27 protein-coding genes and 1 tRNA gene are annotated in these 24,753 nt (G+C 55.8%); 18 read left to right on the top strand and 10 right to left on the bottom strand.

What is annotated here, in order from left to right; genetic code table 11:
* The first annotated feature begins 66 nt into the window (after positions 1–66).
* A complete protein-coding gene (locus tag M0G74_RS07225) occupies positions 67–1,956 on the top strand; it encodes a hypothetical protein (protein ID WP_248215821.1) in 1,890 nt (629 codons plus the stop codon).
* Between the two features lie 97 nt (positions 1,957–2,053).
* Complete coding sequence (locus tag M0G74_RS07220; protein WP_248215820.1) at positions 2,054–4,090, top strand: bifunctional 2',3'-cyclic-nucleotide 2'-phosphodiesterase/3'-nucleotidase; 2,037 nt, start codon at positions 2,054–2,056, stop codon at positions 4,088–4,090.
* A 252-nt stretch (positions 4,091–4,342) separates the two neighbouring features.
* Here M0G74_RS07220 and M0G74_RS07215 read toward each other — a convergent pair.
* A tRNA-Arg gene (locus tag M0G74_RS07215) sits at positions 4,343–4,419 on the bottom strand.
* Between the two features lie 108 nt (positions 4,420–4,527).
* Entirely contained in the window at positions 4,528–4,815 is a 288-nt protein-coding gene (locus M0G74_RS07210; RefSeq protein ID WP_248215819.1) for a DUF6471 domain-containing protein, read from the bottom strand.
* Between the two features lie 134 nt (positions 4,816–4,949).
* On the opposite strand from M0G74_RS07210, the gene M0G74_RS07205 reads away from it, so the two are divergent.
* The 7 genes from M0G74_RS07205 (at position 4,950) to M0G74_RS07175 (ending at position 9,998) form a co-directional block, all read left to right on the top strand.
* Complete coding sequence (locus M0G74_RS07205) at positions 4,950–5,354, top strand: DUF2170 family protein (RefSeq protein ID WP_160153461.1); 405 nt, start codon at positions 4,950–4,952, stop codon at positions 5,352–5,354.
* Positions 5,351–6,046, top strand: a complete 696-nt coding sequence (locus M0G74_RS07200; RefSeq protein ID WP_160153462.1) for a PspA/IM30 family protein — start codon at positions 5,351–5,353, stop codon at positions 6,044–6,046. Before M0G74_RS07205 ends, M0G74_RS07200 begins: the two co-directional genes overlap by 4 nt.
* A 90-nt stretch (positions 6,047–6,136) precedes the next feature.
* Positions 6,137–7,123: an ion channel gene (locus M0G74_RS07195; RefSeq protein ID WP_248215818.1), complete on the top strand. Its 987-nt coding sequence runs from the start codon at positions 6,137–6,139 to the stop codon at positions 7,121–7,123.
* Positions 7,108–7,758: a YjfK family protein gene (locus tag M0G74_RS07190; protein WP_248215817.1), complete on the top strand. Its 651-nt coding sequence runs from the start codon at positions 7,108–7,110 to the stop codon at positions 7,756–7,758. The genes M0G74_RS07195 and M0G74_RS07190 overlap by 16 nt, the downstream gene beginning before the upstream one ends.
* A 15-nt stretch (positions 7,759–7,773) precedes the next feature.
* Positions 7,774–8,190, top strand: a complete 417-nt coding sequence (locus M0G74_RS07185) for a DUF350 domain-containing protein (protein WP_248215816.1) — start codon at positions 7,774–7,776, stop codon at positions 8,188–8,190.
* A gap of 14 nt (positions 8,191–8,204) precedes the next feature.
* Positions 8,205–8,807, top strand: coding sequence for a DUF1190 domain-containing protein (locus M0G74_RS07180; protein WP_248215815.1), 603 nt, complete (start codon positions 8,205–8,207; stop codon positions 8,805–8,807).
* A gap of 12 nt (positions 8,808–8,819) precedes the next feature.
* Complete coding sequence (locus tag M0G74_RS07175; protein ID WP_248216177.1) at positions 8,820–9,998, top strand: glutathionylspermidine synthase family protein; 1,179 nt, start codon at positions 8,820–8,822, stop codon at positions 9,996–9,998.
* Between the two features lie 38 nt (positions 9,999–10,036).
* Here the strand turns inward: M0G74_RS07175 and M0G74_RS07170 are convergent, their stop codons facing one another.
* Entirely contained in the window at positions 10,037–10,786 is a 750-nt protein-coding gene (locus tag M0G74_RS07170; RefSeq protein ID WP_248215814.1) for a pseudouridine synthase, read from the bottom strand.
* Positions 10,783–11,163 carry a YchJ family metal-binding protein gene (locus M0G74_RS07165; RefSeq protein WP_282450058.1) on the bottom strand — a complete coding sequence of 127 codons (381 nt, stop codon included), beginning with the start codon at positions 11,161–11,163 and terminating at the stop codon, positions 10,783–10,785. Before M0G74_RS07165 ends, M0G74_RS07170 begins: the two co-directional genes overlap by 4 nt.
* A 146-nt stretch (positions 11,164–11,309) precedes the next feature.
* On the opposite strand from M0G74_RS07165, the gene M0G74_RS07160 reads away from it, so the two are divergent.
* On the top strand, positions 11,310–11,627 hold the full coding sequence (locus tag M0G74_RS07160) for a hypothetical protein (RefSeq protein WP_160153468.1): 318 nt from the start codon (positions 11,310–11,312) through the stop codon (positions 11,625–11,627).
* 64 nt (positions 11,628–11,691) lie between these two features.
* Here the strand turns inward: M0G74_RS07160 and M0G74_RS07155 are convergent, their stop codons facing one another.
* Positions 11,692–13,332, bottom strand: coding sequence for a PAS domain S-box protein (locus M0G74_RS07155; RefSeq protein ID WP_248215812.1), 1,641 nt, complete (start codon positions 13,330–13,332; stop codon positions 11,692–11,694).
* A gap of 247 nt (positions 13,333–13,579) precedes the next feature.
* Here M0G74_RS07155 and M0G74_RS07150 point away from each other — a divergent pair, with 247 nt between their 5' ends.
* Genes M0G74_RS07150 through M0G74_RS07140 form a run of 3 tightly spaced genes read left to right on the top strand, consistent with a single transcriptional unit; the run spans position 13,580 to position 16,821 of the window.
* Positions 13,580–15,079: an amidohydrolase gene (locus tag M0G74_RS07150; RefSeq protein WP_248215811.1), complete on the top strand. Its 1,500-nt coding sequence runs from the start codon at positions 13,580–13,582 to the stop codon at positions 15,077–15,079.
* 2 nt (positions 15,080–15,081) lie between these two features.
* On the top strand, positions 15,082–16,395 hold the full coding sequence (locus M0G74_RS07145) for an amidohydrolase family protein (protein WP_248215810.1): 1,314 nt from the start codon (positions 15,082–15,084) through the stop codon (positions 16,393–16,395).
* A 36-nt stretch (positions 16,396–16,431) separates the two neighbouring features.
* A complete protein-coding gene (locus tag M0G74_RS07140) occupies positions 16,432–16,821 on the top strand; it encodes an MAPEG family protein (RefSeq protein ID WP_160153471.1) in 390 nt (129 codons plus the stop codon).
* A 107-nt stretch (positions 16,822–16,928) separates the two neighbouring features.
* Here the strand turns inward: M0G74_RS07140 and M0G74_RS07135 are convergent, their stop codons facing one another.
* From M0G74_RS07135 to M0G74_RS07125, 3 genes are all read right to left on the bottom strand, one after another.
* Entirely contained in the window at positions 16,929–17,231 is a 303-nt protein-coding gene (locus M0G74_RS07135) for a YebG family protein (protein WP_160153472.1), read from the bottom strand.
* 70 nt (positions 17,232–17,301) lie between these two features.
* Positions 17,302–17,964 (bottom strand): LysE family translocator, encoded by a 663-nt coding sequence (locus M0G74_RS07130; protein WP_248215809.1) that lies wholly within the window; start codon positions 17,962–17,964, stop codon positions 17,302–17,304.
* Positions 17,964–18,614, bottom strand: coding sequence for a DUF924 family protein (locus M0G74_RS07125; RefSeq protein WP_248215808.1), 651 nt, complete (start codon positions 18,612–18,614; stop codon positions 17,964–17,966). Before M0G74_RS07125 ends, M0G74_RS07130 begins: the two co-directional genes overlap by 1 nt.
* 286 nt (positions 18,615–18,900) lie before the next feature.
* Between M0G74_RS07125 and M0G74_RS07120 the strand changes: the two genes are divergently transcribed.
* From M0G74_RS07120 to M0G74_RS07110, 3 genes are read left to right on the top strand one after another with little or no spacing between them, the layout of a single operon-like run.
* On the top strand, positions 18,901–19,788 hold the full coding sequence (locus M0G74_RS07120) for a DUF6249 domain-containing protein (RefSeq protein WP_248215807.1): 888 nt from the start codon (positions 18,901–18,903) through the stop codon (positions 19,786–19,788).
* A 12-nt stretch (positions 19,789–19,800) separates the two neighbouring features.
* Complete coding sequence (locus M0G74_RS07115; RefSeq protein ID WP_160153475.1) at positions 19,801–20,355, top strand: sigma-70 family RNA polymerase sigma factor; 555 nt, start codon at positions 19,801–19,803, stop codon at positions 20,353–20,355.
* Positions 20,348–20,749, top strand: coding sequence for a hypothetical protein (locus M0G74_RS07110; protein ID WP_248215806.1), 402 nt, complete (start codon positions 20,348–20,350; stop codon positions 20,747–20,749). The genes M0G74_RS07115 and M0G74_RS07110 overlap by 8 nt, the downstream gene beginning before the upstream one ends.
* Before the next feature lie 112 nt (positions 20,750–20,861).
* On the opposite strand, the gene M0G74_RS07105 is transcribed toward M0G74_RS07110, so the two are convergent.
* Complete coding sequence (locus M0G74_RS07105; RefSeq protein ID WP_248215805.1) at positions 20,862–21,407, bottom strand: LEA type 2 family protein; 546 nt, start codon at positions 21,405–21,407, stop codon at positions 20,862–20,864.
* 296 nt (positions 21,408–21,703) lie between these two features.
* On the opposite strand from M0G74_RS07105, the gene M0G74_RS18340 reads away from it, so the two are divergent.
* Together M0G74_RS18340 and M0G74_RS07095 are read left to right on the top strand one after the other, a co-directional pair.
* Positions 21,704–22,657 carry a 2OG-Fe(II) oxygenase gene (locus M0G74_RS18340; protein WP_248215804.1) on the top strand — a complete coding sequence of 318 codons (954 nt, stop codon included), beginning with the start codon at positions 21,704–21,706 and terminating at the stop codon, positions 22,655–22,657.
* A gap of 116 nt (positions 22,658–22,773) precedes the next feature.
* Positions 22,774–23,796 carry a mechanosensitive ion channel family protein gene (locus M0G74_RS07095; RefSeq protein ID WP_248215803.1) on the top strand — a complete coding sequence of 341 codons (1,023 nt, stop codon included), beginning with the start codon at positions 22,774–22,776 and terminating at the stop codon, positions 23,794–23,796.
* Positions 23,797–23,824: 28 nt separating this feature from the next.
* Here the strand turns inward: M0G74_RS07095 and maiA are convergent, their stop codons facing one another.
* A complete protein-coding gene (gene maiA, locus M0G74_RS07090; RefSeq protein WP_248215802.1) occupies positions 23,825–24,466 on the bottom strand; it encodes a maleylacetoacetate isomerase in 642 nt (213 codons plus the stop codon).
* Between the last annotated feature and the right edge of the window lie 287 nt (positions 24,467–24,753).

The following is a 24,753-nucleotide window of genomic DNA, read 5'->3' as shown; positions in this document are numbered from 1 at the left end:
AATTTAGCCAAATCTTCTTCTTCGTCGCGCAGTCTGTGGGCTACTCCCCCAACCAAGGATGGCTCGATGAAACAACTGTTACTGGCAACGCTACTTTGCAGCGGCCTGGCCCAGGCTGCGCCCTACGAATGGAACTATCCGGCTCCTCGCAAGCTCCCCGGCGCAAACGACAACGGCAAGTTGGTGTTGTTTGACGTTTCCCACGGTGGTACCGAAGGGAATGCGGATTGGGTGATCGACGGGGCCTTTTCCGACTTCGCCGATGACCTGGTTTCGGCCGGTTACACGGTAGAGGAGTACCGGGGACTGGATAAAAATGGCGATGGGATCATTCAATTCGTCGATGATTACACCACGCCAAACTCTGCGAATAGTAATGCCAACGAAGCGGTGATTAGTTACGCCGGCATCAGCCATGCGGATGTGCTGGTACTGGCGGAGAGCAACCGCCCCTTTACCCATGCGGAGCTCCAGGCCCTGGAGGACTTTGTTGCCGATGGCAAAGGCATTTTCTTTATTGCCGATCACTACAACGCCGACCGCAATCTCAATAGCTGGGATAGCACCGAGGTGTTTAATGGTTACAACCGCTCAACCTTGCTCCAGTTCAACATCGGTGGCAGTTATGGCGATCTGCGTAACCCTGGCTCCGCCAGTGCAGGTTGGTTGGCGCAACAGTTCGGCATCCGCTTTCGCTTTAATGCTATCGATTGGCACACCGGTGCCAGTGGTATTGAGCCGTCGGCCCAGGTAGAGGGACTTACCGATGGGGTGGGACCGGTTCTGATGGCCGGTGGCGCCACCCTGGCTGTGACCGACCCAAGCCGGGCAAAAGGCCTGGTGTATTTCTCTGGTAGTGATAATCCCAGTGCCTGGGGGCACGCCGTGGACTCCGGCCTTTACTTTGGTGGCACCGCGGAAGGGCCTTATGTGGCCATTGCCAAGTCCGGTGCGGGCAAGGCGGCATTCATTGGTGACTCCAGCCCCATCGAGGACAGCTCCCCCAAGTACAAGCGCGAGGATAACGGCAATACCAAAAGTACTTATCCGGGCTGGACCGATGCCGGTAATGCGGCACAACTCGCCCTGAATCTGGTGGATTGGCTGGCAACCCCGGAGAGTTACACCCACTTCAACAGTAGTGCCCACCCGGCAGGCACCGCCACACCAAACCCCATGGCCACGGAAGAGCTGGACGACCCGGACAACGGCCAGCCTTGGAGTACCCCCTCTGGTGGCTACAACCCCTGGGACGCATCGACCTTCGATTACGGTGCCTATGGGGCGGCTACCGGTCCTGTAAGTGGGGGCGGTGGCAATACCAGTGCGCTTTCTGTCAGCGAAGCGCTGGCGCTCCCTACCGGTACCCCGGTGACTGTGGAAGGCGTGATTACTCAGGCGATCAATGGCGTATACGCATTGGAAATCGAGGATACCGCTGGCGCGAGCAGCCTGTATGTCAAGCTCGAGAGCCAGTACCGCGATGCATTCAGCCCCGTCAATAACCCGGCAGTTGTGGGGGAAACGCTATACGTGAGCGGCACCCGCGACAATTACATGTCGGAGCCCAGCATTGAATACGTAACCGATATGCAGCTTGTCGGCGCGGGCAGTGGAGACAGCGACAACGAGGGTGGCGAGAACAGCACCTGTGTATCGCCGGAAGCCGTATCGGTTTCCACTGCTTATGCCGGCAGCCAGGGAACGGCGTTAACCGTGGTGGGGCAGGTGATCGGCGGCGTTAATGACCCCTATGCCCTGGAGCTGGGTGACCTGAATAACAGCACTACGGTTTACGTAAAGCTCGAATCTGCGCAGCGCGCTCAATTCAGCCCGGCCAACAACCCCGCGATCGTCGGTAAAACACTGGAAGTAGCGGGTGTGCGCGACCTCTATATGAGCTACCCCAGTCTGGAATCTGTGAGTGCCCTGACAGAAGTGGGCGATTGCCCCTGACAGTACGCCAAATAACTCCAAGTTAACCAGCAACTGGATCGCAACCAGAGCGGCGGGCTAACCGCCGCGCCTTTTTAAAGACCAAGGGAAAAAAATAATGCCGTTTTATTTTCGAACACTTCTGGCCCTTTCCGTTGTGGGAGGAGCACTTCTAACGGGTTGCAGTGACAGCAGCCGCAATAATCTGGCGTTACCCATCGATACTGGCGAAGATGTTGGCGGCATGGTGCAGGCCGATCTGCGCCTGATGGAAACCACCGACATTCACGCGAATGTGATGGATTACAACTATTACGGGGATGCCACAGACCCTAAAGTGGGGCTGGTGCGCACCGCCATGCTGATCAAAAACGCGCGCACAGAGCTCGACAATCCGCAGAACAGCGTACTGGTTGACAACGGAGACTTGATTCAGGGCAGCCCCATGGGCGACTGGCGTCAGTCCGAGGGGTTGGCAGAAGGTGAAGTTCATCCGGTTTTCAAGGTGATGAACGAGCTGCAATACGATGTGGCCAATTACGGCAATCACGAGTTCAACTACGGCCTGGCGTTCCTGGCGGAAAGCGTTGACGACGCCAACTTCCCGTACATCAGCGCCAATATTTTTGTCGATGATGGCGATAGCGATGAAAGCAATGATCAGCTGTACTTCGAGCCCTACAAACTGGTGGAAAAAACGCTGTTGGATCGCAACGGCGATGCCCGCGACATCACCATCGGATTTATTGGCTTTGTGCCACCACAGATTATGCAGTGGGACAAAAACAATCTGGAAGGCAAGGTGAAAACCCGTGATATACGGGCCATGGCAGAGCGTTTTGTGCCGGAGATGCGGGAGCAGGGCGCAGACATCGTTGTTGCCATACCGCATTCTGGTATCAGCACCGGGGAATACAGGGTGGCGGAAAATGCCGAAAACAGCAGCTGGCACCTGGCGGACGTTGAGGGTATTGATGCCATCATGTTCGGCCATAGCTACTTGTTGTTCCCTTCCAATAATTATGAAAATACCGAAGGTGTAGACATTGAACGTGGCACCATCAAAGGCGTGCCCGCGGTTATGCCGGGTTACTGGGGCAGCCACCTCGGGGTGATCGACCTGGTGCTCGATTATGATATCGATGCCGACACCTGGGTGATTGTTGAAAGCGCAGTGTCCACGCCGGCGATCTTTGCCGACAACGCAGCTGCGGTCGAGGCCGATGCGAACCTGGTAGCGATGCTGGCGGCTGACCACCAGGCGACCATTGATTACATGAACCAACCCATCGGCGAGTCCACCGACGATATTTTCAGCTTCCTGGCGCTGGTGAAGGATGATCCATCGGTGCAGATCGTCAGCGATGCCCAGAAGACGTATGTTGAAAAGCTGATTGAAGGAGATGTGAACCTGCAGCATCTGCCGGTACTCTCGGCGGCTGCGCCTTTTAAAGCCTGTACCCGAGATGGCATCTGCGCAGATGAGAGCAGTTTCACCCTGGTTTCCAAGGGGGAGCTGAAAGTGAAGAACGCTGCCGACCTCTATCTGTACCCCAATACCCTGATGGCGGTAAAGGTAACCGGTGCTGAGCTGGTTCAATGGCTCGAGTGCTCGGCTTCCCAGTTTAACCAGATTGATACCAATTCCAGCGCGCGCCAGGAACTGGTGAACTTCAGCGGTTTTCCCACCTACAACTTTGATGTCATGGATGGCGTGACCTACCAGATTGATGTCACCCAGCCCGCGCGCTACGACCGCGACTGCGTGAAGATCAGTGATGGCAACCGTATTGTTCAGCTCCAGTATCAGGGCGAGCTAGTGGCGGAAGGCGACGAATTCTTGGTTGCGACGAATAATTACCGCGCGGGTGGGGGCAAATTTGCCGGCACAGGTGGCGAGCACATCGTTATCGAATCCCCGGATGAGAACCGCACGGTATTGTCCAATTACATCAAAGAAAATAGCCCGGTAACGCCTACTGCCGACGGCAATTGGTCTTTTGCACCGATTGAGACTGCGGTTGATCTTCAGGTTGTATTTCGGGTACCGAATACCGATCGGGCTGGGAACTTTGTTGCCACCCAGGCGCCCGAGGCTACGTTCCTTGAGGCGAATGAAAACAATGAGGCGGTCTACGAGCTGAACCTTCAGTGAATGGTCGGAGAAAGATGGGTAAGGTCCGTTCCTGCTGGTTCGGACCTTTTATTCTTTAGGGCGAGGGCAGCTGGGCAGTAGGGCAGTCGGGGAGGATGGACTCAAAAAACACTAAGGTGTTTTTTGACCCTGCGGGCTCGCTCTGCTCGGTCTTAACTCGCTTTGCGAGTTAATCGAACCCGGGAGTTTCTCACCCGACCAAGAGCGCCATACAAAAAAGGCCCGATCCTTGCGGATCGGGCCTTTTTTGTATGGCGCGCTCGGGAGGATTCGAACCTCCGACCGCTCGGTTCGTAGCCGAGTACTCTATCCAGCTGAGCTACGAGCGCGTTGGGAGGCGAACAATACGGATCGTAGTGGATCAGGTCAAGTAAATTTTCAGAAAATTCTTAAAAATCAGCCGGTTATCCCGGGGCAGGGGCCGCGGCAGGATTTCATCATTGTTTTTGCAATTCTCGCGTCTGCTTGAGAATATCGGTCAGCGCACCACCCTCGACCCCGAGCACATCGAGAATCGCGATAAACAGGTCGGCAGAAAACATGCATTTGCTGACTTTGCTGCGAAGATTTTCCGGGGTAACGGTGATTCCCCGTTCTGCAAGGGCATCCGCGAGGTCGTTGTAGCGCACGTTTTTCAGCGCCATAGAGGCGCGTATGTAACGGGCAGTGGCCTGCTTGTAGGGGGTCAGGGCGCGGTGGTTATCGAGGCTTTGCTTGTGATCCATAGTGTCCTCTCCGATTTGTTGCTCATAATAACTGTATGTGTCTTATTTGCAACAAAAGTGCTTGATAGGCATTGACCGCCAAATTTTTACTGTTATATTTGTGACTCATATTCCACATCAACAAGGGAGTTGAAATGACCTGGAACAATGAAAACCTGCGCCAGCTGGCCGAGCAGCATCCTGACTGGGTGGTCGAGGCGGAGGGCGATTGCCTGAGTGTTTCCAATGATGAAGGCGTCGATGCCTTTGTTTATGTGGGCGAGCGGCAGATCGTAGTCGAAAGCATCCTGTTTCCTGTCAGCCAGGTAGAAGATGCGGCGGCACTGAACAAGTTGATCTTGCAGACGCACCAGCTGGTGCCGCTGACCACCGTGGCGATCAAGAATATCGGTGGTGAAGAATACTACGTTGCCTTCGGTGCGCTATCCGTCTCCAGTAAAGACGAAGTCGTGATTGAAGAAATTGAAACCCTGTTCGGCAACGTGGGCGATTTCCTGGATTTGTACTCAGCACATTTTGAACTGGAGGGCGTAGCATGAGCCTGAAAAAACTTTGGACCGCTCTGCGCGGTGCGGTAAATGAAGGTACCGAAGCCATTGCCGACAGCCAGTCTCTGCGCATCCTGGATCAGGAACTGCGCGATGCAAAAACCGAGCTGAAAGCCTGTGATGAAAACCTGACCAAAATCATGGCCAAGCGCAAGCTGGCTGAGAACAAGGCGAGTGCACTGCAGGCGGATATCGACAACTACACCAACCATGCCATCGCGGCCAGCGAGAAGGGCGACGAGGCCTTGGCGATTGAGTGTGCTGAGCGTGTTGCGGACCTGGAGTCCCAGCTGGAGATGGAGCAGAGCATTCTGCAGGGTTTCAAATCTTCCGAGACGACCCTGAAGAGCAATATCTCCAAGGCCAAGGCCAATGTGCGCCGTATGGAGCAGCAGATCGACCAGATTAAAGCGACCGAGTCTGTGCAGAAGGCTCAGGTAGCGGTGTCTTCCCGTCATATGGGTGCCAACAGCAAGGTGAAAACCGCGCTGGATAGCATGGAACGTATCAAGGCCAAGCAGCAGCAGCGCGCGGCTGAATTGGAAGCGGCGGAAGAGCTGGCCACGGAAGAGAGTGGCTCTAGTCTGGACGCCAAACTGAAGCAAGCCGGCATTACGCCCGGTGGCCAGGTAAATGGTAGCGACAAGCTGGCGCAGCTGCTGGCCAAACGTACCCAGGCTTAAGGCATGGTTTTGTATAAAGTGCGACGCCTTTTGGCGTCGCTTTTTATTAGGGCCTCAGGAACGACGGTCATTCTCGCCTCGGCAATTTATGTGCTGGGCAGCTACCTGCTGCTTTCACTTGCCGGAGAGGCGGACATCACCGCGCCGGAGAATTTCTTCTACTGGCTGGTGGTGACTGCCTCTACTGTGGGCTACGGCGATTTTTCGCCGGGCACACCAATGGGTAAGTTGGCCGTCAGTCTCTGGGTTATCCCCCTTGGCTTGAGCCTGTTTGCGATGATTGTTACGCGCGTGGGCTTCGGTATTTCGGAATTTGTACAGCGGGGCAAGAAAGGTTTACGCAAAATGAGCCATCAAAACCATACCGTGATCATCGGCTGGAACGGCACCCGGACTGTGCGCCTGATCGAGCTGCTACTGTCCAAGACCAATGGTAACTCGGCTGAGATAGTGCTGTGTGTTGAGGCGGATATTGAAAATCCCATGCCCAAACAAATCGATTTTGTACGGGTGGAGTCATTTTCTCACGCGGAAAGTATGCAGCGTGCCAGTCTGGACAAGGCGGCGCGGATCATCATCGATAACCCTCTGGATGATGTCACCCTGACTACCGCACTTTTCTGTGAAAAGTTGAGCCCGGACAGCCATAAAACCGCGTACTTCCAGGATGAAAATGTCGGCGAGCTGTTGCGCAGCCACTGCCCGAACATCGAGTGTATTCCCTCGGTTGCGGTAGAGCTGCTGGCGAAATCCTCTCTGGATCCGGGTTCTGCCCGCTTGCACCGGCAATTGCTGGACAGTACCTATGGTATGACGCAGTACAGCGTGGAATATCGTGGAGAGCAGCCTCTCCCAGTGGGCGCACTGTTTGATCATTTCAAGCATGACCTGTCTGCAACCCTGCTTGGCGTGCGCCGGTCGGGGGAACAGAAGATTGCGATTAATCCGGCTCTGAACGAGAATGTCGCCCCCGGCGATACCGTCTATTACATCGCTGCAGAGCGTTTACCGGAAAAACGCTGTTTTGACATAAAGATTACCGACAGGGAAGCGCTCGGCGAATGTTTGACAAACTGATCAATAAATTCAAAAAGCCAGAAGTAAAACCGCAAACTCCAGAAATCATGGGGTTGCGGATGGGGGCAAGCTTTGAAGTCGACCCCCTGGCAATCCGCCTGATACTGGATGAGCTGGCGATTGAGACCTTTGAACCTACCCAGATCATCAAGGCGGCCGGTGTAGTCGAGCTGGATGGCACCTGGGTTTACCGCTTTTATACCGATGACGATGCCTGGTTACAGGTGGTCGCAGAAGGCGGTCAGCGGGACGAAAACGTGGTGGATGTAAAGCTCTTCCACTTTTATGACACCCGCGATGTCGCCACGGACAGTGCCTGGAACAATCTTTTGAATCGCGAAATTGGGGCTGCCAGTTATACGCTGGATGGTCGCAATTACGAGCGTGTTTGGACCGCCACCGGGGATTACCACAACCCGGTACATATGGTGGAAACCACCTACGACGAAGACGGCGATCATTCCAGCACGGATCAGTTCACCATGCTGTTTGAGCGTCCGCTGTTGGATCAGCGCACCGAATCCTTATTTCTTTCTGCGGAAGAAAAGCTGGAGGCCGGGGGTTACCTCAGCCGCTGCTTGGTACTCAGTACCGGTATTTCTCTCACACCCTCACAAATAACCATTCACGGATAACAAGGAGTAGTACCCATGGAACAGTCTTACGAATTATTGACTGGTATCCTGCATTTTGCCGCTTATTTCGGCCTGTCACTGGTGTTGTTGATCGCCTTCAAGTACCTGTATGCGCTGGTCACGCCCCACGATGAATGGAAATTGATCCGTGAAGACAAAAACGTCGCGGCGGCCATTGGTTTCGGCGGCGCGGTGCTGGGTTTTGCTATTGCCCTTGGGGGTGCCGCAAGCAACTCCGTATCCCTGCTGGACTTTGCTACCTGGGCGGTAATCGCGTTGGTTGCCCAGCTGCTGGCCTTCGCGATTACTCGCTTCCTGTTTATCCCGCGTATCGTTTCCCGTATTGAAGAGGGTGAAATCAGTGCCGGTGTCATGCTGGCCGCTACCACCATCGCGGTCGGCGTACTGAACGCTGCTTGCATGTCCTACTGAGTGGAGGCCGTGCAATGAAATCTTTGAAACGTACCGCGACGATCGATCTTGACCGGATGCGCAAAACCACTGCGCGTAATTTTGTTCTGCGTCCGATCGCGCTCGGCATCGTGGCTGCCCTGATGGGGTGTAGCTCCAAAGAAGAGGTGAAAGTTGTTGCTTCTGTAGAGGACTGTGTCAATCAGACAGAGCTGGATCAGAAGCAGTGCGAGGCCGCTTACCAGCAGGCGCTGCGTGAAGCGGAGCGCACTGGCCCGAAATACGACTCGCGCCATCTGTGTGAAGTAGAGTTTGGTAATTGCCGGCAGACCGGCAGCTTCTGGCTGCCATTGATGACCGGTTTTATGGTCGGACAGATGCTCGACAGTCGTGACCGCAATTACTACTACAACCCCGTTTACCGCTATAGCAATCCGTATTCCGGGAATTACGACCGTTTGATGACCTCCGATGGTAGCGTGCTTGGTCGTTCCGGCAAGGTGAACTACACGGTGCCAAGCTCGGCAACCAAGCCCAAACCTACAGTGACCAAAACCGTGTCCCGTGGCGGTTTCGGTTCCGTTGCGTCCGCCAAGTCCAGCTGGGGTGGCGGTCGTTCCGGGGGCTGGGGAGGCTAAGCTTTGCTGCGCATGCCCATTAACCCGCGCCCGGACTGGAAGGAAAGGGCGCGGGAGTTCGGCTTCGGCTTTCACACCATGTATGGCGAGCCCTACTGGGATGAAAGTGCCTACTACCAGTTCACCCTCGAGCAGATAGAGCGGGACCTGGAAGACCCCACCGAAGAAATTCACCAGATGTGTTTGGAAGTCGTTGCCCGAGTCTTGGCGGACGATGAGCTGATGCATCGCTTCTGTATACCCGAACGCCACTGGGATTTCGTGCGTAACTCCTGGGAGAATGGCGATCCCAGTCTCTACTCCCGCCTGGACTTTGCCTACACCGGTCAGGGTCCGGCAAAACTCTACGAGAACAACGCCGATACCCCCACCAGTCTGTTTGAAACCGGATTCTGGCAATGGCTGTGGCTACAGGACAATGTCGACCGCGGGGCATTGCCGCGTCAGGCCGACCAGTTCAACAGTCTGCAGGAAAAGCTCGTTAATCGCTTCCGCGACCTGCAATTCCTGACGCCGGGCCGTGCGCTTCACTTTGCCTGCTGTAAAGATACCGAAGAAGACCGCGGTACCGTGCAGTACCTGCAGGACTGTGCGCGGGAGGCGGGGATCGAGGAGCACTTTGTGTTCGTGGAAGATATTGGCCGCGATGCAGAGGGGCGCTTCACCGATTTGCAGGATCGGGTGATCAACTGGATGTTCAAACTCTATCCTTGGGAGTTTATGTTCCGCGAGGAGTTCGGCGAGTATTTGGGAGGCAATAACATCCGCTGGTTGGAACCGCCGTGGAAGGCCATTCTTTCCAACAAAGCTCTGCTGCCGATGTTGTGGCGAATGTTTCCCGGGCATCCGAACCTATTGCCGGCATTCTTTGAGGATGAGCTGGATCGGGCTGGCGAGTTTGGTGAATTGGTGAAAAAACCGATTTTTTCCCGCGAGGGGGCCAACATCTCAATTGTAAAATCGGCAGCCTCTGCAGAGTCTTCCTCTAAAACGGAAGCCTTGTCTGATGGGCCCTATGGGGAAGAGGGCTATGTTTACCAAGCCCTGTACCCACTGCCGAAATTTGGCAATAACTACACCCTGATTGGCAGCTGGCTGATTGACGATGAGGCTGCCGGCATTTCCATTCGTGAAGACAGTGGCCTGATCACCCTGGATTCCAGTCGCTACTTGCCTCATATCATTCTCTGATTTTTTCTGATTCTCTCCGCTCGTCGCTGTGACGCGGGTTAGGGCATTTCCCAAGCCAGGGATTCAACCAGCGTACGGAAACACCCTTGTAGCGGTGCTTCTAGTTTCAGGCGCGCGCCATTCACCGGGTGATCCAGTTCCAGACGGTGAGCGTGGAGTAGTAATCGCCCGCAGCCAAAATGTTCCGCAAAGAAACGGTTATGCACGGATTTGCCGTATTTGGGGCAGCCGATCAGCGGGTGCTGGATATGCTTGAAGTGACGGCGTATCTGGTGGCGGCGGCCGGTCTTCAATTGTATTTCCACGAATGAGTAGCGGCTGCTGGGGTAACGGTCTACCGCGATGGGCAATTCAGCGGTATCCAGCCTGCGGAACAGGGTAACCGCCTCCTGGCGTGGCAGCTCGCTCTTGGGGCGTTTGCGCTGGTGTTTGAAGTCGCTTACTGGTGGCAGTGGATAGTCGATGGTGCCGCTTTCCGGGCAGTAACCGCGGCAGACGGCAAGGTACTGTTTGACGGTTGTGTCACTCTCCATCTGAGCCTGAACCTGGGCTGCTACTTCGCTGCTCTTGCCAAACACAATGACGCCGGATGTGGGTTTGTCCAGCCGATGAATGGGGAACAGGTGGCAGCCAGCCATATCCCGCAGGGTTTGCAGCAGGAACCGGGTCTCGTGGCGGTCGATGGAAGAGCGGTGCACCAGCCAGCCTTCAGGCTTGTAGGCGGCGAGTAGCTGATCGTCCTGGTACAGGATTTCCGGAGAGGTTAGCGGGCTTGCTTCCTGATTCATTCGGGCCACTGATCCAGGGGGCCGAGATATACCCAGCGTTTTTTGTGCAACTTGAACAGGGATATCTCGTGCAATGCGTATTCCTGACCGTTGTCCAGGTACCATGCCTTGAACTCGACGATCGATTTTTTCAGGCCCTGCTTGCTTTTTATGACCTCTAGCCTTGACCAGTCGGTGGTCAACTCTTCGGCGTTCAGTTCCGGGCAGGTGTCCGGATGCCAGCTCTTCTGCAGGTAGGGAATATTCTTGGTGACATAAGCTGTGAACCGGCTGCGCATCAGGGCTTCTGCAGTATTGGGGTACGCTTTACCACTAAGGTAGAGGTTGCAACACTGTGGAGCTGGCTTTGCGGAGCCGCAGGGGCATGGCTGGGACATGGTTCGCGGTACTTCTTCCTGGATTCTGGCGTATGGCGGCATGATAGCAGTGGCGGAGGGGGACTGGCAGGTCAGTCTTTGCAGGGAAAACGGCGCCACAGCTGCTAACCTCAATAAAGTAGTGAGCACTATTCGCAGGTAAGGTTATGAATCGCTGGAGTCTGGCCATCGCCCTCGGGCTGTGTTTCTCCCTGTTGTCGATTTCAGTCAATGCGCAAACGGAAGATCCTGGTCAGCCTCAGCTCGGAGGCGGTCAGAGCCCGAACCTGAGCTTTTGTCAGGAGCGATTCTACGAGGAAGATGATGGCCTGCTTCGCTGTAATTGGGCGGTGAATTTCAACTTCGCCTGCTTCGTTTCTTATCCTTCCAATAAGGTGATTCAGGCTGGGTCAAAAATCTCGGAGCCGGAAATTGTCGGTGAGTGTGACAATGGGGAAAAAATCATAAAGATACTGCACTACTAACGCTTGATGAGCACCATTATTCCCGCTTGGCGCTATTTTCGCGGACTCTAGTCTGGCTCCAGTGTCAGGCTGCGGGTTCCGGCGCAAGGTGCCCATCTGCGAGCATGGTTGAAATTTTCTGTTGCAACTGATCGTAGGTGAAGGGCTTTTTGATGCAGTCGAGAATCCCATCCGCCAGAATTTCCTGCACTTTGCTTTCCACGCTATAGCCCGTCGACAGCATGGCTTTGATACCGGGATTGATTCTTTTCAGTTCTGAGAACAATTGCTGCCCATCCATTTGCGGCATGATCATATCCAGCAGCACCAGATCGATTTCCGCGAATTGCTCCCGGTAGAATGCGATGGCTTCTTCTGCCGTCGCGAAGGTTTCTACCTGGTGGCCGTGCATCTCAAACAGGGCTTTGGAGTAGCTGCGAACAATGGCTTCGTCATCGACCACCATCATACGAATGGTGCGTTCCGGACTTTCCGCTTTCGGATTATTTTTCAGGTGCTTGCTGCAATCTTTGATGATGGGTAAGTAGAGGTCGAAACAACTGCCCTTGCCGGTTTGTGAGCGGCACTGAATCGCGCCTTTATGGAGGTGTGTGGTTCCGTAGACTGCGGCCAGTCCAAGCCCGGCGCCGCGCCCGCTGGCCTTGGTGGTAAAGAAAGGCTCAAAAATTCGCTGACGCACTTCTTCCGTCATCCCCATGCCATTGTCACTGACATTGATACGCAGGTATTGGCCGGGCTCAATCTGAAAGTCTGATATAGCAATTGTTTCCTTCACCGTGACATTGCGGGTGCTAAACACCAGCAGGCCACCCGCAGGCATGGCGTCTTTGGCGTTGATGCCCAAATTGAGAAGCGCGCTCTTGAGCTGTGCCGAGTCGCCCTTGACGTGGGGCCGCTCGGCATCCAATTGTTGCTGGATGGTGATCCTGCGGTCGATGGTGCGCTCCAGCATCGCGCACACATCGCGCACTATGTCGTGGGTGTTGCAATCATGTAGTTGGTAAGAACCCTTGCGGGCAAAGGTCAGCAGCTGTTTGGTCAGCTCGGCGGCATGGTGGGCGGTGGTCAGGATCTGGCTGGCGTATTCGGCGATTTTGGCGTCGTAGGTCATCTGGTGAATGACTTCGGCAAAACCGGCAATCCCATGGACCATATTATTGAAATCATGGGCGATGCCCCCGGCCAGCTCGCCAATTGCCTGCATTTTCTGCGCCTGGCGAAGTTCTTCTTCCAGTAGCCGTTGCTTGGTGATGTCACTGCCGATGCTGAGTACACCGATGGTCTCGCCATGGTCATCGATCAGGATTTTATTAGTCCACGCGACCCAGACCCGGGTGCCGTCTTTGGTGATGTTTTCGTTGACGTTGTAGCGGTGTTCTTCGGGGTAGTTGCAGATATGTTGCATCAGAGGGCGGAGGTCGCGGCCGGTGCTTTCGTTTTCCGGTACGATGGTCCCTATTACGTGTTTGCCGATAATCTCCGTTTCACTGAATCCGAAGAAATTCTGTGCATATTCGTTGAAGAAGGTGATTTCGCCGTTTTTATCCCAGCGCAAGATGATGGAATTGGCATGTTCAACCAGTTCCCGGTAGCGCTCTTCGCTTTTGCGAAGTGCCTCATAGACCTCCTGCGAATCCTGCCGGGGTTTAGGCGGGGCCTCTGTGTCTGTCGGCCCACTTGGGTCTGCTACTGAGGTTTTTTCCATCCGTCCATCCTGGAGCCAGGGAAAGAAACAAGATTGCAACACGGCTTCTGGCAATTGTCTAGCGATAGGGCTGCTCTAGCAATGGCCGATTTATTGCAGTGATTCGCCTTGCAGAATAGGCCTGATACGTCTTCATTATTTTGGCGTCGTGCGCCGGAGGCTGACGTTCCGGGTGGCTGGCGGAATTTTGAATTACTGCTAGCATGGGGCCAATTTCCTGATAACAGCAAAACAAGTAGGAGGGGGGATGCAGACAGATCCACGTTACATAAAAAGTACCGATACCGAAACCCAAACCCAAACCCATGTCGGTTTGTTTAAAACGGGCGTTACCAGTCGGCGGCTACGCTCCCTCATTGCCAGTGCAGTGCTCGGGGTTTCGGTTGTTGGCTGTGGCGGTGACGATCAGCAGAGCGACGGGAAGGGAGCCGACTATGCCCGCCAGGGTGCATTTCCCTCTAGCTACAAAATCAGCGAATCAGCACCGGTACTGATCCGGGGCGCAACGCTACTGACCGGAACCGGAGAGCAGCTGGCCAATACCGACCTGTTACTCAAAGACGGCAAAATTGCCGCGATTGGGGAGGGGCTAAAAGCACCTCGTGAGGGGCGGGTGGTGGAGGCCGCGGGCAAGTGGGTAACGCCTGGCATCATTGATGTGCACTCCCACCTCGGGGACTATCCCGCACCCTCAATCGAGTCATCCCAGGATGGCAACGAGATGACCTCCCCGAATACCGCTCAGGTATGGGCTGAGCATTCGGTATGGACTCAAGACCCCCAGTTTGCGCTGGCGCTGGCTGGCGGCGTGACCAGCCTGCAAATTCTGCCCGGCTCGGCGAACCTGTTCGGCGGTCGCGGCGTCACCCTGAAAAATGTACCGGGCCGCAGTGTCCAGGATATGAAATTCCCCGGTGCCCCCTATGGATTGAAGATGGCCTGCGGTGAAAACCCCAAGCGGGTGTACGGGGGTAAAGGTACTTTGCCGTCGACCCGAATGGGCAATGTGGCGGGTTACCGCCAGGCCTGGATCTCTGCGGCGGCATACCGGGACAAGTGGGATGACTATCACAAGAATGGCGGCGATGAGCCCGATCGGGATTTGCAGATGGAAACCCTCGCCGGCGTATTGAACGGCGATATTCTGGTACACAACCACTGCTATCGCGGCGAAGAAATGGCCATCATGATGGATGTGGCGAAAGAGTTCGGTTTTCAGATTTCCACCTTCCACCACGCGGTAGAGGCCTACAAGGTGGCCGACCTGCTGGCAGAGAACAAGGTGTGTGCCGCCATGTGGGCGGACTGGTGGGGCTTCAAGCACGAAGCGTTTGATATGACCGAAGCCAATATTGCCATCGTCGATCAGGCCAAGGCCTGCGCCATGATTCACTCGGATTCTGCCATCGGGATTCAGCACCTGAACGAGGAAACGGCGAAAGCGATGATGGCGGGGCAGCGCGCCGGGTTCCATATCGAACCGCGCCATGCGGTTGCCTGGATGACACTTAACCCCGCCCGGGCGCTGGGGATTGACGAGGTCACCGGTAGCCTGGAAAAAGGCAAAATGGCGGATGTCGTGGTCTGGTCCGGCAACCCTTTCAGTGTTTACTCGAAAGCAGATCAGGTCTTTATTGACGGGGTACTGATGTACGACCGCAAGGATCCTAAGCGCCAGCCCCATAGTGATTTTGAACTGGGCATTCTCGATGCCGAGGGCGAGCGTTTACCCGAAGGGGGGAATTAATCATGAGAGCAATGCAATCTCTGAAAATCATGGCCTTGGTGTGTGCCGGTGCGTTTGCGGGGAGCTCGAGCTCCGCGCAGGCCCAATCACAGACTGAACCCGGTACCTTTCTGATCAAGGGGGCCAAGATCATTACCCTGAATAATCAGGGTACTCTGGAATCTGCTGACCTGCTGATTCGCGACGGCAAAATCGCACAGGTGTCGGAAGACCTGGGTACGTTGACAGCGGATGTTGTTATTGATGGCCGGGGTAAAGTGGTTACTCCGGGGATCATTGCACCCAGCAGTGAGCTGGGCCTGACAGAAATCGGTGCGGCAGCATCCACCAATGACAATGCGATTGTGGATACGTCCATCGGTGCGGGATTCGATCCTGCAGTGGCTTTTAATCCGCACTCCACACTGATCCCATTCAACCGCGCTGGTGGTTTGACGCGCGCGGTGGTGCTACCGTCCAGCGAGGAAAAAATCTTTGCCGGTCAGGGCTTCGCGATCAAGCTGACCGGGGGTTACGACAGTGTGACCGACACAGGTCTGGTGCAGAAAGTGTATTTTGGTGAGTACGGTGCGCAGCTCGCGGGTGGCAGTCGCGCACTGGCCTATGCACAGGTAGAGAAGGCCCTGAGTCAGGCACAGGAATATGCAGACAATCGCGCTGCGGTGCGCCAGGGGGAATGGCGGGAACTGGATTACTCGCTGGAGGATCTCGAGGCTTTGCAGCCGGTGTTGAATGGCAAGCAGCGTATTCTGATCACCGCCGACCGCGCCAGTGATCTGTTGCAGCTGCTGGCTCTGGCGCAAAAATTTAACCTGAAGCTGATCATTCAGGGGGCTACAGAGGGCTGGATGGTCGCCGATGAGCTGGCTCAAGCCGGTGTGCCGGTGATTATCGACGCGCTGGGTAATACGCCAGATGCCTTCGAGAAACTGGGGGCGCGAATGGACAATGCGGCGTTGATGCAGAACGCGGGCGTGACCCTTGCCATCAGCGGCCCGGGCTATGCCGGGTCTCACAACAGCTATCTCTCCCGGCAGGCGGCAGGTAATGCGGTGGCTTACGGCCTGCCGTACGAGCAGGGAATCCGCGCAATTACCGCAAATGTGGCGGAGATCTTTGGTCTCGAGGGTGGTTCACTAGCGGTAGGTAGCCCCGCAGAACTGGTGCTCTGGAGTGGTGACCCCCTGGAGGTGACCAGCTATGCGGAAATGCTGTTGATTGACGGTAAACCCCTGTCGCTGGTCAATCGGTCGACTCGACTGCGTGATCGCTATCTGCACCCGAAAGCCGGTACCGAGCACGGATATAAACAGTAGTTATGTATTTAATAATTGAAGTAAGGAACAGCGAAGATGAGTGTTGAGATTACTGCTCTCTATGGGAGCTTGTGCGCGTTACTGGTGATTGCCCTGGCATTCAAGGTGGTGACCTTCCGGCGCGGGAAAAAAGTGGGGATCGGGACCGCTGGCGATAAAGAAGGGGAAGTTGCGGTCCGCGCCCATGCGAATGCCATTGAGTATATTCCGCTGGCATTGATTCTGCTGTTGGTGGCGGAAATCAACGGCCTTTCCCATGTCTGGCTGCATGTCCTGGGTGCATCTCTGGTCCTTGGACGACTTCTGCACGCGGTGGGTTTCACCGTTGGCAAGGGTGGGTATCACCCGGGGCGTTTTGTCGGCACTCTGCTGACCTGGATCGTGATCCTTGCCCTGGCGGTAATCAACCTGCTGTGGCTGTTTTAATCCAGCTTGGTTTCAAGTAAAAACACCCGAAAAAGCCCCCAAAAAAAGCCCGGCAAGCCGGGCAGAGTACAGGGATGGAATCAGTGTGTCGCCAGGATGGCGACCGCTTATTGATTGGCCGCCAGCGGGGTGACGTTTTCTTCCGCTACCGGTGATGGCTCATTGGCTTCGTCTTCGGCCAGCAGCTCTTCCGGTTTTCCTTTACAGGCTTTGGCCAGAACTTCGCGACGCTTGGCAAGCATCAAGCCAATTTCTTCGCTGGCTTCTTCAGAAACACCTTCAACATGGCGCTCGATCAGCGCGGTGATGTTGGCGGCCAGTTCCAGCATTTTGTCGTGTTCTTCGGCATCTTTTTTGTTGTCGAACATGGCTCCGTCTCTATCGCATTTCCAAACCGCTACTACCGCCATAGTGGCCTCCTGTAACCGTGTGTTGTTGTTAATGTGTATGTTTGTACAGTATCTGTATAAATGTTCAGTGTCAACCGAGCGTCCATACAAGCCGCGCGGCAAGGCCAATCAGCAAAATACCGAATAACTGCTGTAACCGATGGCTCCAGCTGCCGCCACGTATGCCGCGCTTGCGACCAATGTACACCAGAGTGGCGATCAGTAGATACCAGGCCCCATCAATACCGCCGGCGAGGGTCGCCATGGCAATTTTGGTGCTGGTGCCCTGGCCATCGCTGAGGAACTGGCTGAATAGGGCAGTAAAGAAGAGGGCTACCTTGGGATTGAAAAACGCGATTGCGAACCCTTGCATGACCGCATGCATAGCGGCGCGAACCGGTGAAGCGGGCTGCGCTTGTTGCGGCTGGTCCGTGGTATCACTAATGGGGGGTGCCGCTTCACTGGAATTCGGGCTTGGCGCCGAGAGGGCCTTCCAGCCCAGGTAGAGCAAAAACAGCGCGCCGATCCATTGCAGGCCGGTAAACAGTACTGGTGACTGGGTCAGGAGCAGTGTCAGCCCGAGTGCAGACAGCAGCGCATAAAGGCCGATTGCCAGGCCGTGGGCAAGGGCGCAGGCAGCGCCATTGACGAGACTTGCGCTGGCATGACGCAGCACAATGAGTAAGCTCGGGCCAGGAGACATGGCGCCAAGGGCGCAAACCCCGGCCAGCGACAGCCATTCCAGAATACTCATCAGAAGCCCCCTCCATTGTTCAGCCAGGCCTGCTCTGCGACCGAGGTGTCTCGGCCCAGTGCTTTATTGCGGTGCGGGTAACGTCCGAATTCATCGATAACCGCCTTGTGGGCCACGGCGAACCGGTAGTAGCCTTCCGCCGCCTGAATCTCGCTGTCGTTTACACCGGGGCCGCTGAACGCCTGTCGCAGTTGGTCGAAGTAGGCCACAGACTGGGCCTGGATCTCGCCGGATTCCGAATGTTCCAGCGGCATGCCCACAAAGGCTCTCTGGTGCAGGCCGAATTCACCCTGGCGATTCTCGCGGACGATGGTCTGGCCGATATCCAGTGCCAGCGGGTCGCCGGCAAAGGCTGTGGGCCGTCCGCGGAAAATATTACGGCTGAACTGGTCGCATAACAGGATCAGGGCCAGCTCACCGCGGGAGGATTCCCGCCAGTGATCCAGCTCACCGGCTTGGGCGGCCTCCACGGTAGCGCCAAAGTGTTTGCGGATCTGCTGGTCGAACTCGTCACTCTTCTGAAACCAGCGGTTGCGGCTGGCGATATCGGGCATTGCCTGCAGTTCGTCACTACCGAACCAGAAATTGAGGACCTCTGAGGCGGTAACGGTACCCCGGAGGGCAGAGGCTTGGCTGGAATCTGGGGTCATGTGTTCCTCTTGGTGAATTTTTTACTGGGGTTGCATCCAAATCAGGCTTGGCCCGCGTCCATTCAGAAGAAAGGAAAAGCCCACCCAGGGTCGATAATGCGGCAAAGCGGTGAACTGCGCTGCTTAAAAAAGGTACTATTTGGCGCTGAACGCCGTTTTTCGTCGGGGCTTTGGCGAAAAAGTGGTCAGAATGGCCTTTGTTGGCTTGTGTTAGCTTCCTGGGTATGTGTTTGTAGATGGTGTTGTGGCTGATTTTGCCCCCTGTAGCAAGAGCGAGATAAAACGAATGAGAGCGAGAAATTCAAAAGTACGCAACGGCCTGCCGGCCTGGGGTATTGCGATTGCGGTTGCCCTGGGTCTGGGTGTGTCCGGCAGTGTGCTGGCGCAGAGCGACGAGGTCGTGAAGCCAGTACCGCCGGCCCCTCCGGCGCCGGTGATTGTGGTAACTGAGCCTCCGGAAGGTAAGGTGACCAAGCAGGTGCGAATCCTGCGCCAGGAAGATGGCAGTTTGCGTATCCATACGCGGGACGAAAATGGCGAAAACGCCGACGTGGAAATCAACCTCGGTGAGGCCTTCGGCGGCGCGGTGACCCAGCGCATTTATGAGAAGCTGGAGGAGAAGGGCATTCTCGATGAGAAGGGGCTGGTTATTGAGGAGGCGCTGGAATCAGTGCCGCGCAATATCCAGATTGGCATCCAGGCTGACCTGGAGCGGGCCCAGCGGGCAGAGGAACGTGCTGAGCGCGCCAGAGAGCGTGCAGAAAGAGCACGTGAGGACAGTCACCATGACCATCACTACGAGAATTACCGGCCGCAGGATCTGGAGTGGCTGATTGCGGTCATCGCGATTCTGGCGGTGTTCGGCACGCCGATCATGATCGTCTGGCTGGCGACCCGTAACAGCTATCGCAAGAAGCAGCTGGTGATGGAGAACATCAACCGCATGGTCTCGGAAGGCCGTGATATTCCGCCAGAGTTGCTGGATGCACTGGAGGGCGAAAGCACCAGCAAAGCCAAAGATCGGGGCTTTACCCTGATTGCGGTCGGCGCTGCGATCTTTATCTGGCTGACCGCGGCCGGTGGTCTGGGAGCGGGTAGTCTTGGCCTGATTCCGCTGTTTATCGGTGTGGCGCGCTACATCAACTGGAAGCTCGATCAGCAGCAATTCGGTTAAGGACAACCATCCATGAACCTCGATGATGAGGATCTGATCAGGCGCGTCGTCGACGACGGGGACCAGCGGGCTTACGCCCAGCTGGTTCGTCGCTATCAGTCACAGCTGCGATTCTCGCTCCGTCAGCTGTGCGATGGCGACCAGGGGTTGGCGGACGATATGGCGCAGGAGGCTTTTATCAAAGCCTACAAGGCGCTGCCTGCATTTCGGGGTGATGCGCGATTCAGCACCTGGCTGTATCGCATCGCCTACAATCTGGTCATGAGCCACAAGCGCAAGAATGCGCCGGATGTGGATCAGGACGCGGTCGATCGCGCCCAGGCCCAGGAAAGCGTCGAAGAAGCGCAGCAACTGGGGATGGCCAGGGACCTGAATTCAGCGATGGGGGAGTTGAGTGACGCCCAGAGGCAGGCGGTGCATCTGTGTATGCAGCGCGGCTTTTCACACGAAGAGGCGGCAACCATTATGAAGTTGCCGCTGGGCACGGTAAAATCCCACGTTAACCGCGCCAAGGCCAAATTGCAGACACTGCTACAGGCCTGGCGAGAGGAGGTAGTCAGTGGCTGACTTCAAAACAGAGGGTAGTTCCACAGGTATGGTCATCAGAAACGGTGTTGTGCAGCCCGCAGGGCCCGCTAGCGAAGTGGGTGAGCCGGATTTCGACACCTGGCTTTCCCAGCAGTTACAGTTCAGCGAGCCCCATCTGGATGATGACGGCTTCTGTGATCGGGTAATGGCGGATCTGCCGCCGGTACCGGCAAAGCGGATTGAGCGCCGGGCGACCCGTTATCAATACGCTGCTGTGGTCGCGGCATCGGCGATTGTCTGCTGGCAGTTTCCGCTGGAGCAGATGCTGACCCAGATGGCAGAGCAAAGTATCAGCTTATATAGCCTGGTGGGGGTGGGTATTCTCAGCTCTATCGTGGCGATGACGGGTGGTATCTGGGCTGCGCGTCGCTAATCTAACCTTTGTGAGAGGGCCGACAAAAAGTCGGCCCCATCTGCTTTTCTCGTTTCCCGTCTAATTCCCTATCTATATCTCCTGCCGACTCCTTGTCACCGCTGACTCCTTGTCACCGCTGATATTGCCCCAGCTGTATATCGCCGCGCCGGGTTACTTTGATCGAAGGCAGAATTGACTGCCGCAAACCCAGCTTGGCTTCCAGTTCGTAAGGCACCGTGTTGCCCTGGAGTCTGAGAAGCTCCGCCGCTGCCATAAAGGAGCCCATCAGGTTGGCCGAGGCATCTACCACTATGGCCTCCTGCCCGTAAGCGGGAATGGTCGGAAGTTCGCTGGAGGTACCGGTAATTACCTTGTGCCCCGCAAGTTTCAGGGTGTAATAGAGCCCGGATAGTGCCAGTTCACTACGGTTGGGATTAAAAACCCGCAAATGGATACGAAAGCGCAGGTCACCGCTGTGATTGTTTGGCAGGGGTTCCAGCGCGGTCACCTGGACCTCGGGCTTTTCGAAATCTGGCGACAGCACGGCGCAGCCCTGGAGCAGGGCTGCGGGAATAAGCATTGCGCAGAGCAGGGCGATACCTCGAATACGGCTCCAGCCGGATGCCCATTTGCTCTGGTGCTTCTTTGCGCAGTGTTGGTCAATACGATGTTTCACAGTTATCCCCTTGTAAATCTGGATGTGTTTCATGGAAACCGGGTTGGCCAAAAGTGATTACCCGGAAAACCTTGTTCTGTTTATTCGTCCCCCTGTAGACAGTAGCTGCCTGAGAGGGTTCGGAGAGACCGGTTGGGTCCTTGGTTTACGGTGCGTTTGCGCTTATATGGCAGTTCACGGGGGCTGCCACTGAAGGCTATACTCAGGGCGCACCAGGGCCTCAATGGATCGAGGCTCAGGATCGAGGCTCAATCGCTAAAGCCAAAAGCTAGCGTCAGCAAGCAAGGATGTGACCTGTGGAGTTTGCCAAGCTTCAGCCGGATTTACAGCAGTGGATTCGCGATGCTGTCACCAACGGCCAGCAACTGTCGGTGATGATGGATGCCTTGTTAAAGGCAGGATACCAGCCCGCCATTTCCCAGGCGGTAGAGCAATGTATTGCCGATTACGGCATTTCGCCGCAGCGGCCTGTTTCCCCATTGACGCCATCCAGTGACTCTCGTACCAGTAACTCTCGTACCAGTGCTTCTAGCCCCGGTGAAAGTCGCACCAGTGGCACGAATCCACAGGGGGATGCCGGCAGTCGCTTCCGATTTTTCAACCCGGTCAAAAACGGTATTGATCTCGGTGATCGTCAGGTGGAGATTTTACTGGCGCTCAAGCACCCAAACGTTGTGTTAATTGGCAATCTTCTTTCGGACGCGGAATGTGATGGGTTGATTGCCATGTCGCGCTCGCAGTTAACGCCGTCCCGGGTGGTTAACTCCGAACGCGGTACCTATGACCTGGGGCAGGCGCGCACCAGTGCCGGCACTTACTTCAAACGGGCGGAAAATCCGCTGATTGCGGGCATCGAGTCCCGTATTTCCCGCTTGCTGGGGGTGCCGGAGAGTCGTGGCGAGCCGCTGCAGATACTGCACTACCAAGCCGGAGCCGAGTACCGCCCGCACTACGACTTTTTCAATCCTGAAAGACCCGGAAACAAAGGTGTGCTCTCAATGGGCGGACAGCGGGTTGGCACTTTGATCATGTACCTGAATAGCGTAGAGGCTGGCGGTTCCACAGTCTTCCCCAGGGTTGGGTTGGATGTGCTGCCGAAAAAGGGCTGTGGCCTGTTTTTCTCCTATGCCAATGAGCAGGGTGATCTCGACCACCAGACCTTGCATGGTGGCAGCCCGGTGATCAGTGGTGAAAAGTGGATTGCGACCAAATGGCTGCGGGTGCATGACTACGTCAGCTCGTCCACCTGATCGGGATAACCTCTAATCGAAACTTCTATTCGAAACTCCTAATCAAAGCTTCTGATCGAGATAAATTCGGCGCATTTGCTAGGCTGGATACAGTCCGTTCGCTATAGCTACGAGCCATGTTTTCGATTTCTCTGTCGCCGATATTTCCTGCTCCAGGCGTTGTCAGTGGTCTGCCCGGCCTTGATCGGGTGCAGACGCTACCGACCGCCCCTGAGAAGGCAAAAGAGCTTGCCGACGCCTTGGAACTTGCCAAGGTGCCGCCATCTTCCTTTTCAAATGTGGTGGAAACAGTCTCTGCCTCGCTGGTGAATATCTGGGATGGCTTCCTCGGGCATATTCCGTTCTTCATCGCCAGCGTGCTGATGCTGTTGCTCACCTGGGTGATCGCCACCATTGCCGGGAAGTTCACCCGTCGCTTTGCAAAAAAAACCACCCAGCGTCCGTCACTCCAGGACCTGTTGGTTCGACTGACCAAAATTTTTATCTGGCTACTCGGCCTGCTATTTACCGCGATGGTGTTGTTTCCCGGGCTGACACCTGCGAAGGCCCTGGGGGGGCTGGGGTTGCTTTCGGTTGCCGTCGGCTTGGCATTCAAGGACATGTTTGAAAACTTCTTTGCCGGTATTTTGATTTTATGGCGTTTCCCGTTTGAAGCCGGCGACGTGATCAAATGCGAAAATGTGCACGGTAGGGTGGAAGCGGTAGAGGTGCGCAACACGACGATCCGGCGAACGACCGGGGAGCTGGTGATCGTCCCCAATCTGTTTCTGTTCAAAAACCCCTGTGAAATCCTCACGGATCGTAACAAGCGGCGTATCACCATCATTGCTGGTGTCGCCTACGGGGAAGACCTCAGCGCGGCGGTGGACATCATCGAGCAGGCCGTGAGCGGGTGTAAAACAGTGCGGGATGACGAGCCGATCCAGATATTTCCCCAGGGGTTTGGTGATAGCAGTATCGATATTGAAGTGACCTGGTGGGCCGGGTCCACCCCCCTTGAAGAGAGGCGCTCCAGAGGGGAGGTGGTCACTGCAGTGAAGAAGGCGTTAGATGACGCGGGTATTGAGATTCCATTCCCTTATCGCACCCTGACCTTCAAAGAGCCACTGCCCATCGTGGGTGATCCGGGGTGTGAGTAACGCTACCGCCGCAGTGGAGTCGTCGTAATTACAGTGTGCTGTCGGGCTGATTTTCCGGACGCGCCTTTTCAAAGGCGGGCAGGGCGGCACAGGCTTCGGCGATACGGGCGATGTGCGGGTAGTTGCTGATGTCCATGCCAAAGCGTTCGGCATTGTAGATTTGGGGGATCAGGCAGCACTCGAACAGGCCCGGATTATCGCCTCCTGCAAAGGCGCTGCCGAGGGCGGAGAGCTGGGCTTCCAGCGCCTGAAAACCGCCGTCGATCCAGTGCTGGATCCACGCGACTTTTTGTTCGTCACTGACGCCCAATTCAGATTGCAGGTATTTGAGCACCCGAAGATTTTGTATTGGTTGAATGTCACAGGCCAGGTTGTAAGCCAGAGCGCGCACTCGTGCCCGGGCCAGGGCATCTTTGGGCAGCAGGGCGGGTTCGGGGTGCTGCTCATCCAACCATTCCAGAATGGCGAGAGACTGGGTGAAAATGTGTCCGGCACCGATCAGCGCCGGTACCAGCCCCTGGGGGTTGAGTTTGCGGTACTGCGCTTCCCGCTGTTCTCCTTTTAGTAGGTTCACCGGGTGATATTCGTACGCCAGCCCCTTTAAATTGAGAGCGATTCTTACCCGGTAACTGGCAGAAGAGCGAAAATAGCCGTGCAGCTCCATATCCATTGATTCCTGTCTGTTTGATCTCGATCCGTTGTTGCGGTGCCACAGCTGGTGGGCATGCTCGGGAAGTTAATCGGCTAGGAGGGAATCGGCGCAAATTATTTGCGTGAAAACCTACGCAAGCTGACAAAAATGGCGCCAAACCTCGTATAATCTTCGGCCGATTTCGTCTGAGCACACTCCGGCCTGATCCCGGCCGCTCCCACCCTGATGTATACCTGATATATAACGGTCGGTGGCTGCCGAGCCCGAAACTGCCAAAAAATTCCTGCGGCAGTGGTTACATTTGA

Origin of the sequence: Microbulbifer sp. CAU 1566, from assembly GCF_023156515.1 — a bacterium.
Taxonomy (GTDB): Bacteria; Pseudomonadota; Gammaproteobacteria; order Pseudomonadales; family Cellvibrionaceae; genus Microbulbifer.
This window is presented reverse-complemented; position numbering and strand designations above follow the sequence as displayed.